Genomic DNA, 12345 nt, shown 5'->3' on the forward strand with positions numbered 1-12345 from the left:
GACGTCAGACATCCCGCTCAACCACTCGAGGGCCTCACCCGTCACGCCACCCCGCCATCACCCGATCAGTGGCCACACTGAACAAGCTCACTGTCGCGAGCGCTGCGCCTTCCCGGGGTCTTGACCGCTGCCACCCTGCGGTGTGCTGCGCGTGTCCTGGACCGGCAGTCACAAGGCGCCCCGTTCATGCCTGCTCACTGTCGCCGTCGACTTCTGCACCGGAGGCGAGCACCGTGTCCTGGCGCGGGCCCCTACCGCGAAGCCGCCGAACGGTTTGGAGCGAGCGGGGATACTGACTGGCTGGGCTGGTATCCAGAACGCGTGGACTCCTGGCGCGGGCTGCCAGAGAGAGCCAAGGCCGCGACAGCTCGCTGCGTGAGGTCGGCGACGACGGATCCCACATGCCAGGCACCGATCCGGATGAGGTCGACGGCCGTGGCGGCAAGGCAGTGGTGCTGCGGCTGTGCGGCTGCGACATCGTCGGGATGTGAGCACGGCGTGGAGCTACTTGCTGGCTTCGTCCGCACCCGTAGGCGGGACCGACAGAGGGAACTGGAGGACCGGAAGTCGACCTGCGGGTGCACCCACAGGTAGCCGATGCTGAGGTGGGGGATCGCATGAAGGGATGCCCGTAGCGTCTGGAGCCGTTTCCCGCTACCCGTCCGTGGGCGACGGGAGGCTCAGCAGCACGGAGCTTGCTCACCTAAAACGATTTAGTTATCCTCGAGGGAACTGGACGCTCAGGTGTCGTCCTGGTCAGCACGGTGCAGGCGGGTGTGGCCCGTGGGTCATCGCCCCCTAGGGAGGGCTGAGCGCATGGAACCAGTAACGATCGGAATGACGGCAGCGGCAGGAGTGTTCGCCGCACTCAACGGGGCGAATGATGGTGCCTCTTTGACATCTCTCGGCCTGACGGTGAGGGGGTTGTCTCCCTGGCTTGCCCTGACGGCACTAGGAGCCTCGGTGGCTGCGGTTCCGTTTCTTTTTGGAACGGCAGTCGCATCCACACTCACAGCTCGGCTGGTCGCATTTGACGGAACGGGCGGTTCACAGGCGCTCCTCGTAGCAATCGGTACTGCGATACTTATTACTTTCACCCTTTCTTCGCAGGGACTTCCGACTAGTATCACGCTTGCGCTCATCGGAGGCATAGCCGGCGCGGGAGTAGGGGCGGGACTTACCGTCTCCTGGAGCGTCATCGTGTTGGTCTTGGCCGCGGCCGCGATTAGTCCTACTGCCGGAGCTCTTGTTTCTAATCTGGTAGCTCGCGGGGCGCGCCGGGTGCCTGCCAAGTCTGAGCCGCGGCGCAAAGTGCGGCGAGCCCACGCGCTGGCCTTCACTGCTGTCTGCTTGGCCTACGGGGCGAATGACGGGCAGAAAATTGTTGCAGTTTTCGCCTTCGCTCTAGGGGCGCATCATGGGTATGCAGGGCCGGATCCTTTGATACTGCTAGTCGGCGCTGTGCTGTTCATTGCCGGGGGAATGCTTGGGCTGAGGCGCTTCGCCCGAACGGTAGGCAGCGGGGTGGCGCCCACACGTCCCGAGCAAGCTGTTGTGACCGAGGCATCTGTCGCTACGATCGTGCTCGCGGTTGCGGCCGCGGGAGCGCCGGTAAGCATGACGCAGTCGGCCGCCGGCGGTCTGGTCGGTACGGCATGGTCGGTCGGACCTCAAAGAGTCCGTTGGCGGCTGGTCTTGCGCATCGGAGTCGCTTGGGCTCTCACACTGCCCAGCGCATTCGGACTCGCCGCTGTGACGGCCTACGCGGCGGAGATCCTCACATGAGATTGCGTCTGCGCATTCGGCGCCTGTTCCACGATCTCTCCGGCCGCACTGACCGCGAACTGGTCTCTCTGGTCCGAAACCAGCTTGACGCCGCCCGGGAAGGCGCCGTTCTCGCTCTGGCAACGGTTCGGGGTCAGGAAAAAACTAACGAGGCTCGTCGCAAAATGGGCTGCATCGAGCACGCAGGTGATGCTCATCGCGGCGCGCTAGTCGATCTCCTCCAACGCGTCATCGCTGCTCCAATGGACCGTGAAGACCTGAACCGACTCTCCCGGTCAGTGGACGATGTGCTCGATGGTCTGCGTGACCTCGTTCGGGAACTTGACTTGCTGGCGGTGCCCTCCGATCCGCTACTTGAGGCGCCGCTCGAGGCCTTGGTCCGAGGAATAGTTGCCCTCGACGAGGCGGTGGGTCGACTGCTGACCAAGCCAGCGGATGTCGCCATAGGCGCTCTCGCAGTGCGTAAAGCAGATATTCGTCAGCAATATCAGCTCGCTCTGGCGCAGTTGTTGAATGGAGATATTACTGTGCAAACACTTCGACGGCAGGCGCTGTTGCGCCGCGCGGATGTGGTCGGGCTGCGGCTCGCTGAAGCAGCCAATGCGCTGTCCGACGGCGCGATGAAGCGATGTCATTGAGGAGGTAGCCGTGCAAGAGAACGACTATTACCGGCGTCCTGGCTGGACGGTGGACAGAACCTTGCGGCGCGGCCAAGTCGTGCGGCGCGGCACCGAAGGCAATTATCGCAGGATAGAACTTGGTCCGGGTGAACCGCACGTGGTCCGTGGCGACTTGATAGAAAGACCATGCAGCACACGCATCGCGGTGAGGCTACTGTCGCTGGTCCATTTGACGGACCTTCAACTTGCTGACGTCTCGTCACCGGGGCGTCTGGAGTTCCTGCAACGCCTTATGGGCAGGCCTGGTATGGCGTCCATGCTCCCCAGTTACCGCGCGCATGAATTGGTGGCGGCCCATGCTTTTGAGACGATGCTAGCGACGATCAACCGTCTCATGCTACAAGGTGAGCGGAACATTCGGCCAGATGTTGCGCTCACAACAGGTGACATCATCGACAACCAGCAGTGGAACGAACTACAGTGGTTCTTTGCGCTAATGAATGGTGCGAAGAACTTCCGTGCTCACTCTGGTCGCATTGGGACGGAGAACGTCCATTCGCCGGACTGGGGGGATGGCAGCTATTGGCGGCCGGATTCTGGCGACGACGACTACAAGATTCGCTGGGGATTCCCTGATCGGCCGGGCCTTACTAACGCTGCCACGGCTCCCTTCGACGCGACTGGGCTGAGCCTCCCGTGGCTGGCGTGCTTTGGAAACCACGACGGGCTCGTGCAGGGCCGCGCCCCTGCTTCACCGGAATATTCAGAAATTGTCACAGGCGCGTTGAAATCAGCGGGAGTTTCACCGCATCTGCTATCAGGTGGCGATGACGGACCGCCTGATTTCCTTTCCAATACTTGCGAATATTTTTCCGGGCCAACTCGGCTAGTTACAGCCGACAAGGAACGGCGACTAATGACTCGGGCAGAATTTGTTGCTGCCCACTTCGCCGACGGTGGTGCGCCCTCCGGACACGGGTTCACCGAAACAAATCTTGAGCAGGGAACTGCATACTACGTTGCTGACGAACATCAGTCAGTAAGGCTCATCATGCTCGACACCACGAATCCGGGTGGCGCTGTGGACGGAAGTGTGGGATTGCAGCAGTTCCGCTGGCTAGAGAAACGGCTGCGCGAGGTGCATGCGCGCTATCTCGATGAAGACGGACTCTGGGTGACGACTGATAATCCCGATAAGCTCGTCGTGATTGCTTCCCATCACGGCCTGTCAACGCTCACGAATCCCGTAACCGGAGCAGACCCCTATCAGCCAGAGTCGGTCAGTGATCTGCCCCGCATACTCGCCCCCGATTTGCGCCGGCTGATGCACCGGTTTCCCAATGTCGTGCTCTGGGTCAGTGGGCACACTCATCGGAATTCCGTGCGCCCTTGCCCCGGCCCACAAGGGGGGTTTTGGGAATTGACGACGTCTGCGATCACGGATTGGCCTTGCCAGGCTCGGCACCTGGAAATCGGCCTGACCGAATCAGGCGCTGTCGCTATAACGACAACGATGATTGATCACCAGGCTCCGCCTTTGCCAGATGATGCGCGTGAAGTCGAGCTCCTAGCTGCACTGCATAGGGAACTCGCTGCGAACCAGCCTGAAAGCGTGGGGGGCCACACCGCTCGGGGTGGTCGGGGAGACCGCAATGCCGTCCTGCTCCTGCCCACCCCTTTCACTTTCCCTGTCTCTGGCTGAGTCGTTTTGGTGAGTCTGAGACTTTCCAAAGTGCCGTGCTGCGGAGAGTGCTGCGTGTCAGCGATCGGGCGGGGCGCTCACTCCCGGGCGGTCGTGTGTCTCAGGAACGTCCTGCCAAGGGGACTCTGCCATGAGTCATGGACAAGGACACGCACGCTTTAAGTATCACTTACTCAGGTAGTGGGCCTACCGAACAAGAGACCGTGGCTGTTGGACGGTCCAGTTGAGCCCTGCTAGTTGTGACGCTGGGATGTGATGGAGATGTATGCATGGAATGCACGGTCATGCCGAGACAGAGGGTCGCCCTCCACTACCTCAAGTGCCACGCGCTCGCTTTCTGGGATGCGTAGGCGCCGATGGTCGAGAGCCACCCCCGGTGCCCCTTGCCGCACAGGCAACACGCTGCGGCTGCAGCGTCGCCCACAACGGCCACGTTCGCGAATGCCCCGCGAGTCAACGTGGAAGAAGATCGTGATTTCCTGCAGAACCGCACCGACGAGGTGGCTGGGTGGAAGCCCTGACGATCAATTTGACTGGCTCCTGATGATCCCCAACGGCGTCACGATTGAGGAGACGGGTAACCAGGGCTTGCCCGATGGAGCGAGCATTGACGCGCAGGGTAGTAAGAGGGGGTTCGAGAAGCTCGGAGGTAGCCAAGTCGTCGTGGCCTACGACTGCGAGGTCATGGCCTATGCGCAAGCCACGATCGCGGGCAGCCTTGTAAACAGCGTGTGCGGTGTAGTCGGAATTGGTGATGACCGCAGTAGGCGGGTTCTCATCGAGGACGGCGAGCATCCGGGCATGGACGTGATGCAAGGTCAGCGGGGTCTCAATTGGCCTGGGTCGGACGCCCAGTTCATTGCAAACTCGGAGGAACTCCTCGATGCGATCATGGTCCGCCATGACTCGACGCGGGGCCCGAAGGAAGGCAATCTCAGTGTGGCCTAGGTCTGCGAGGTGGCGCGTGGCCAGGCTCACGGCGGCAATGTTGTCCGCACCCACCCGGGATACTCCGCTGATATTGCGAACGGTGGCGCTGAGAACAACAGTCGGAGAGTCTGGACGCAACCTTTGCCATAGTTTCACCGCACTGCCGCTACCGACAGGGGCAATGGCGAGACCTTCGACGCGCTGGGCTGCCAACCGCCGAACGTGTTCTTGTTCTCGGCGCGATGAGTAGTCCGCATCCACCACCAGCACCGTGCGTCCCTGGAGCACAGCCGCTTCCTGCGCGCCGGTGATGACACCGAGGAAAAAGGGGTTGGAGAGATTGCGGACGACGAGGCCCAGCAGGCCCGCCGACCCGGTCCGCAATGCTCTGGCGTGCGGATCTGCCTGGTAACCGAGCTGCGCGGCGATGGCAAGAATGTGTGCCTTCGTTGCCGGTGCCACTCCGGCTCTGTCGTTCAGCGCGAAGCTCGCAAGCGTAGTCGATACACCCGCTGCCCGAGCGACGTCCACGATGCGGGGTCTGCCCCGGTCGGGCCTTGCCGTCATGGGTGTTCCCTTCGATGCCTTGTCGCGACAGGAAACGATACAGCAACGACCCTTGCCTGTCTAAATCGTTTTAGTTAAGCTCATCATCAGTCTCGGCGGGCCTTCGGGCTCCTTGCCGCCGCCTCGCTTTCCTGGAAGGGGCACCACGTGTCAGGTGTCGAACTCCGAAATGTGAATAAGTCATTCGGTGACAAAAAGGGGCATAGTACCCATGTACTGGACGATGTGAGCTTCGCGGCTGAACCAGGTGAATTCCTAGTCCTGTTGGGCCCTTCGGGCTGCGGAAAGTCCACATCTCTGCGGATCATCGCGGGGCTGGACCGCGCGGACTCGGGCGATGTGGTCGTCGGGGGAGAGCGCGTCAACGAGGTCCCCGCTGCCCAACGGCGCATCGCGATGGTCTTCCAGAACTATGCCCTGTTCCCCCACTTGTCAGTCGCAGAGAACATCGTCTTCGGACTGAAGGTACGCAAGGTTTCCAAGTCCGAGCGTGCACGCCGTCTCCACGACGCAGCGGAAATGCTGGACTTGCTGCCCTACCTTGGCCGACGGCCGTACGAGTTGTCCGGAGGCCAGCGCCAGCGAGTCGCGCTGGGACGCGCGCTGGTCAGCCAGGCGCAAGTCATCCTCATGGACGAGCCCCTCTCCAATCTAGATGCCAAGTTGCGGGCTCAGATGCGTACAGACTTGCGTGCGCTCCAGCGCGAGCTAGGCCTCACCGTTGTCTATGTCACGCATGATCAGGTCGAGGCGATGACGATGGCCGACCGGGTGGTCGTCATGCGCTCCGGTCGTGTAGAGCAGGTCGCAGATCCGGTGACCCTCTATCAACAGCCCGAAACGGCGGCAGTAGCCCGATTCGTAGGGTCTCCACCGATGAACTTGTTGCCGGCACACATCAGCGGAGACCTGGTCACCTTGAACCTGGACTCACCAGTGACCACCCGGGCGGGGCTGGAGGCGACCGGGGACGTGCACCTCGGTATACGCGCGGAGGACGTCGAGCTCGGCATGGCTGATATTCAGCTGGGCGGGACTGTGCGCACGGTGGAAATCCTAGGTGCCGACAGCCTGCTGACCGTTGACGTCGGCGGCCAAACGATCGCGGTCCGCCTGCGGGGAGTGACAGCTCTCCGTGAGTCCGACGCCATCCTGCTCGGCCTCCCGAGCGGCAAGACCAGCATCTTCGACGCACACACCGGCCACCGGATCGTGCCTTCCCAATCTGTTGCCGCCAGCACTCTCCCCCAGCTGCAGGTGGATGAGACGAGGAGAACCTCATGAACAAGAGATGGACCCCACGGCTGACCGTGATGACTACCTGTATGGCTATCGCCGTCGGCCTTACGGCTTGCGGCCAGGGCGAAGACGGTTCCGACGGCGAGACCAAGCTCACGATGTACTACCCGGTGGCGGTGGGCGGGCCACTGACAAAGGTAGTGGACAAATTCGTCGCTGATTACGAAGCAGAAAATCCCGACGTCGATATCGAAGCGATCTACTCGGGAACCTATCGCGAGACCATGACAAAAGCACAGACGGGTTTTCGGGCCCGTCAGGGTCCTGACCTCGCCGTACTTCTGGCCAGTGAGCTCTATACCCTGACTGACAGCAAGATGATCGTCCCCTATGACGATCTACTCAAAAACGATGACCAGCAATGGCTCAAGGGTTTCTATCCGGCACTGATGAAGAGCAGCCGAGATGGAACAGGAAAAACCTGGGGTGTTCCTTTCCAGCGCTCGACCATTGTGCAGTATTACAACAAGGATCTTTTCGCCAAAGCCGGTCTCGACCCCCTTAAGGGGCCGGATACATGGGGCACTCTCGTCTCGGCAGCTCAGAACATAAAGAAATCGGGAGTTGCCAATTATGGAATCGAAATCCCGACAACCGATTACGGATTTTGGTTTCTACAAGCCCTTTCGGCCCAAAGTGGCAAAGAGATATTTAACCCAGATGGCACAGAAGTGTACTTCGATGCGCCTGAGACCGTCAGGGCCCTTGAATTCCTTGTGAGTCTCGGCACTAAACGGATAATGCCCAAGGGAACCATCGAGTGGGGCAGCACGCCTGAGGACTTCATTCAAGGCCAGACAGCCATGATGTGGAGTACCACCGGTAATCTTACCAGTATCCGAGATAAAGCCAAGTTTAAATTTGGCGTGACGCCACTGCCCGCCAATTCGCAGGCCGCTTCACCGACTGGCGGCGGTAACCTGTATATCTTCAAGACGAGCGATGAAAAGCAGCAAGCTGCACTAAAATTCGTTCAGTGGCTCAGTGAACCGAAACGGGCCGCAGACTGGAGTATTGCCACGGGTTACATAGCTACTAGCCCGGCCTCCTATGACACCGACGCGATGAAGAAGTATATCAAGGAATTTCCGCAGGCGCTCGTGGCCCGCGATCAGCTATCCAAAGCAGTGCCGGAATTGACCACGCACGCTGCAGGCAGGCTCACGGAGCTTCTGAATGATGCAGTCGCAGCCGCAGTTACTGGAGAGGAATCGCCTCGAGAGGCGCTGTCTAATGCCCAGGAACAGGCAGACTCGGTGCTGCAGCAATATAAATAGGAGGCAATGATGCCGCAAATGCTTCCCAACCCGCAGAATAAACCGTCCGACAGGCTCACTCGTTCGCGTTCATCTCGGCGATGGAGCCGACTCCCCGAATCAGCCGTGGCTTGGCTCATGGTTTTGCCCGGCCTGGCTGTCCTGGTTGCCTTCACTCATTACCCAGTACTGACTGCGGCATATCACAGTCTTACCGGATCTCAGGGTGATTTTACTCTCGAGAATTATCAAATGATGGCAGATGATGCTGTCTTTTGGACGGTGGTGAAAAATAACCTCATCTTTGCCGCCGGCACCGTCCCCCTTAGCATCGCCCTCGCCCTGCTCATGGCCACGTGGGTGAGCGGGAAGATTCGAGGAAAGGGGTTTTTGCGACTTGCCTACTTTACTCCAGCGATTCTACCGCTCGTAGCCGTAGCCAGCATTTGGCTCTTTTTTTACACACCAGGCTACGGCCCCGTTAGTGCGATCGCGGAAGCCGCAGGCTTGCCTTCGCGTAACTGGCTTGGTGATCCCCAGACAGTGATGCCGGCCCTGATGGTGATGACGATCTGGAAGGAGGCAGGCTTCTTCATGATTTTCTACTTGGCTGGCCTCCAGAATATGTCTCAGGAACTCCAAGAGGCCTCTTCCTTGGAGGGCGCAAGCCGCTGGTATCACTTCCGGCGTGTTACATTTCCACTGCTTATGCCAACCACACTTTTTGTCTTTGTGGTGGCCATCACTAACTCATTCAAGCATGTAGACCATCTGTTCATCATGACCGACGGCGGCCCGAACAACGCAAGCAGCCTCCTCCTCTTTTACATCTACCAAGAGGCCTTCCAGTTCTACGACCTTTCTGCAGCCGCCTCCATGACCATTGCACTGGTGCTCATTCTCGTAGGCATCGCTGTGGTCCAGTTCCGTATCCTAGAGAAGCGGATTCATTACCGATGAGATCTAACAAAATCCCGCGCGCGCTTTGGTCATTTCTTGATTCCCTCGGAGCCTGGCTGCTCGGAATCCTATGGTTGGCCCCGCTCGGTTACGCCTTTTGGGCAGCTTTTCACTCCGAGCGGTTTGCCACAAAGTTCTCATTCACCGCGCCGCTGACTCTGTCAAATTTCCGCGAGGTACTTGACGCCGCGCCGTTTGACCGGTATTTCCTCAACACGATTCTCCTCGTCACGGGGATTCTTATAGCTCAGCTCGTCCTCGGAATTCTCGCGGCTTATGCTTTCTCGAGGCTACGTTTCAAAGGGCGTGAGCTGGCCTTCGGGCTGGTCCTCGTGCAGCTCATGATCGTCCCTGAGGTACTGATTTCCGAGAACTACACGACCATGGCTCAGCTCGGACTTGTAGACTCTCTCGCTGGCATCGGTCTACCGTACGCCGCCAGTGCCCTGTGCATCTTCCTACTGCGCCAGACTTTCAAAGGAGTCCCTAAAGAACTCGATGAGGCATCGGAAATCGAGGGATGTTCGCATTTGCAGACACTCTGGCGTGTATATGTTCCGTTGGCCAAACCGACGATTGTGGCTTTTGGGCTTGTCTCGGTGAGTTATCACTGGAACAACTTCTTGTGGCCGCTAGTTGTAACGAACAGTGTGGAGTCTCGACCCCTGACTGTTGGTCTAGCTGTATTCAATAGCACGGAATCTGGCGTTGAATGGACGCTTCTCTCTACCGCTACAGTACTCATCATCGCGCCTCTGATCGTTGCATTTCTTATATTTCAGCGCCAATTCGTCCAGAGTTTCATGCGTGCTGGTATCCGATGAAACCATATTACAGCGCCATAATATGCGACCTTGATGGCACCGTCTACAGAGGTGGAAAACCGCTGCCCGGCGCCATCGAGGCTCTAGCGCGACTTCGCGAAATCAACGTTCGGGTGTTGTTTGTGTCCAACAATCCCACCCGCACTGCATCGTCCTATGCATTGCGACTAAGTGACCTCGGTCTGCCTACAGCGGCTGAAGAGGTCCTCACGTCGGGCCTGGTCGTCGCCGATTGGCTGTGCACGGAAGCGGCTCACGCGCGCGTATTTCTTGTAGGCGAGTCAAGTCTGAACGCTGCCCTGACACGACAGGGTGTCACTCTTGTGGAGCGTGGGCGTGATGCGGAGGTCGTTGTCGTCTCCTTCGATCGGACATTCGACTACCACAAATGGAGGGAAGCTTTCGATGCTGTCAGAAGGGGCGCGGTGTTCGTCGCCACAAACCCCGACATGACTTGCCCTATAGATAATGGCGAGGTACCAGACTGCGGTGGAATCATCGCAGCCATCGAAGCAACCACTGGTCGCTCTCCTGACTTTATCATTGGAAAGCCATCGTCCATCATGGCTCAGGCAGCTATGCAGCGGCTGCAGTCACCAGCACACGAGACGCTCGTGGTCGGCGACCGCCTCGAAACAGATGTGCGCTTGGGGGTGAGCAATGGCTTTCATACGGCTCTGGTTCTCACTGGCGTGAGTAGCCGTGATGATGTGAGCGGCGCACAGGATCAGCCGACGTACGTCCTTCACGGCCTTGCGGACCTCCCCTCGGTGGTAGTCGACGGCGCCCCTTTCGCGCGCTGCCCCTAACTGATCGTATTCAGAATGAGTTGAGCGGTGGGTCTTGTGCTCGACGATCTTGGTCGGCAGGGTGTCGGGGGTGCGCGCTGATCTTGTTCCTGACGACCTGCTGGAGCGGGTGGCCCCGCTTCTGCCGCCCGCGCCTGAGAGGCGCCGTCGCTACCCTGGGCGGCTGCGTGTTCCTGACCGAGCGGCACTCGCCGGCGTCATGTACGTGCTGCGGACGGGTGTCGCGTGGTGTGATGTTCCTGCGGAGGCGGTGGCCTGCTCCGGTGAGGGCCTGGCGTCGGCTGCGAGACTGGACCGAGGCTGGCGTGTGGCCGCGCCTGCATGCTGCCCTGCTGACCGAGCTTCGCTGTGCCGGTCTGCTGGACCTGGATGACTGCTCCGTGGACGGGTCGCACGTCCGGGCTCTCAAAGGGGATCACGTCGGCCCCTCACCTGTCGACCGTGCCCGCCCCGGCTCCAAGCGCCACCTGATCGTCGACTGCCACGGAACCCCGCTCACCGTCACCCTCAACGGCGGCAACCGGCATGACATCACCCAGCTCCTGCCCTGCTCGACGCCGTCCCACCGATCCGGGGTCTGCGGGGACGTCCCCGCCTCATGCCCCGGCGCCTGTATGCCGACCGGGGCTACGACTTCGACAAGTACCGCCGCATGCTGTGGAAGCGGGGCATCAAGCCGTTGATCGCGCGAGGTGGTGTCGCTCATGGTTCCGGACTGGGCAAGGTGCGCTGGGTGGTCGAGCGCTCCTTCGCCTGGCTGCACCAGTTCAAACGGCTCCGCACCCGCTACGAGCGACGTGCCCATCTTCATCGGGGCCGGCTCGAACTGGCCTGCAGCCTCATATGCCTGCGCCGCCTGCGAACCTCATCCTGAAGCGATCGTTGGCGACGCTGAACCACCCCGGTCGCACCTCGGTCAGAAGCGGTTGCAGGGATCGCACCGCGGTCCGCAGGTCCTGATCTGTGACGTCAAGAGGCTCCGGCAGGCTCAGCCCATACCAGCGCAGCCGCCACAGGTCCAAGATTTCGCTCGCGTCGGCTGCGAAGTCGACATCGACCTCGGATGCCGTTGTCGCTGACGAAGCGGCACCCTGTTCCATGAAGCGTGTATGAGTAGGTACCGACCTGCCCACTCCGGCTGATCCGGCGCGAATGGACCAGGCCGAGGATATCTGCGAAGGGATTGCTCCATAGGCCGCCAGCGTCTCCGCAGGACAGCATTCTCAAACGATCAGTAACGAGTTCGTGCACGGTAGGCGGTGAGGCGTCGAGGATTCCGACGGAGCTCGGTGTTCACCTCTGCTGTGCGGGAATCAGGTCCGCGGTCTGCTGATGTGACAGCAGGCTGGCGATGGCCTGGACGGTGTCGCTGATGTGCTCGCGGCGGCCGAGGTGCCGGGTAAGGGCCCGCCAGTTCTTGAGATGGGCGATGCCGTGCTCGACCCGGATACGTCGCGAGGAGCGCGCCTTGCGCTGTCGCTCGTACATCTCCTCGTACCTTGACCAGCCCTAACTGGCGGGCGTGGGTGATGTCCGCGCAGCTTCCGGGCTTGGTCGGGCTGCACCACAGCACGCGCCCCTCGCCGTCCGTGA

The 12345-nt window shown here is 60.4% G+C and carries 10 protein-coding genes and 1 pseudogene; 9 read left to right on the forward strand and 2 right to left on the reverse strand.

Features of this window, described 5'->3' with window-relative positions:
- Positions 1-837 precede the first annotated feature (837 nt).
- Genes ABZ532_RS30655 through ABZ532_RS30665 form a run of 3 tightly spaced genes read left to right on the forward strand, consistent with a single transcriptional unit; the run spans position 838 to position 4107 of the window.
- On the forward strand, positions 838-1785 hold the full coding sequence (locus ABZ532_RS30655) for an inorganic phosphate transporter (RefSeq protein ID WP_361291067.1): 948 nt from the start codon (positions 838-840) through the stop codon (positions 1783-1785).
- On the forward strand, positions 1782-2423 hold the full coding sequence (locus tag ABZ532_RS30660; protein WP_361291042.1) for a DUF47 family protein: 642 nt from the start codon (positions 1782-1784) through the stop codon (positions 2421-2423). The genes ABZ532_RS30655 and ABZ532_RS30660 overlap by 4 nt, the downstream gene beginning before the upstream one ends.
- Positions 2424-2433: 10 nt before the next feature.
- The gene (locus tag ABZ532_RS30665; protein WP_361291045.1) at positions 2434-4107 is read left to right on the forward strand and encodes a TIGR03767 family metallophosphoesterase; all 1674 of its coding nucleotides are present in this window, start codon (positions 2434-2436) and stop codon (positions 4105-4107) included.
- A 453-nt stretch (positions 4108-4560) separates the two neighbouring features.
- Here ABZ532_RS30665 and ABZ532_RS30670 read toward each other — a convergent pair whose 3' ends face one another.
- Positions 4561-5604, reverse strand: coding sequence for a LacI family DNA-binding transcriptional regulator (locus ABZ532_RS30670; protein WP_361291048.1), 1044 nt, complete (start codon positions 5602-5604; stop codon positions 4561-4563).
- Positions 5605-5751: 147 nt separating this feature from the next.
- On the opposite strand from ABZ532_RS30670, the gene ABZ532_RS30675 reads away from it, so the two are divergent.
- The 6 genes and pseudogenes from ABZ532_RS30675 (at position 5752) to ABZ532_RS30700 (ending at position 11626) form a co-directional block, all read left to right on the forward strand.
- Entirely contained in the window at positions 5752-6888 is a 1137-nt protein-coding gene (locus tag ABZ532_RS30675; protein WP_361291051.1) for an ATP-binding cassette domain-containing protein, read from the forward strand.
- Complete coding sequence (locus tag ABZ532_RS30680) at positions 6885-8180, forward strand: ABC transporter substrate-binding protein (RefSeq protein ID WP_361291054.1); 1296 nt, start codon at positions 6885-6887, stop codon at positions 8178-8180. The genes ABZ532_RS30675 and ABZ532_RS30680 overlap by 4 nt, the downstream gene beginning before the upstream one ends.
- 231 nt (positions 8181-8411) lie before the next feature.
- Positions 8412-9119, forward strand: coding sequence for a sugar ABC transporter permease (locus ABZ532_RS30685; protein ID WP_361291057.1), 708 nt, complete (start codon positions 8412-8414; stop codon positions 9117-9119).
- Positions 9120-9193: 74 nt separating this feature from the next.
- Entirely contained in the window at positions 9194-9943 is a 750-nt protein-coding gene (locus ABZ532_RS30690; RefSeq protein WP_361291060.1) for a carbohydrate ABC transporter permease, read from the forward strand.
- Entirely contained in the window at positions 9832-10752 is a 921-nt protein-coding gene (locus ABZ532_RS30695; protein WP_361291063.1) for an HAD-IIA family hydrolase, read from the forward strand. The genes ABZ532_RS30690 and ABZ532_RS30695 overlap by 112 nt, the downstream gene beginning before the upstream one ends.
- Before the next feature lie 70 nt (positions 10753-10822).
- Positions 10823-11626 (forward strand): annotated as a pseudogene (locus ABZ532_RS30700) (IS5 family transposase).
- 419 nt (positions 11627-12045) lie between these two features.
- Here the strand turns inward: ABZ532_RS30700 and ABZ532_RS30705 are convergent.
- Complete coding sequence (locus tag ABZ532_RS30705) at positions 12046-12240, reverse strand: hypothetical protein (RefSeq protein ID WP_361291065.1); 195 nt, start codon at positions 12238-12240, stop codon at positions 12046-12048.
- Positions 12241-12345 lie beyond the last annotated feature (105 nt).

The organism is Streptomyces sp. NPDC019396, assembly GCF_040632375.1.
GTDB lineage: Bacteria > Actinomycetota > Actinomycetes > Streptomycetales > Streptomycetaceae > Streptomyces.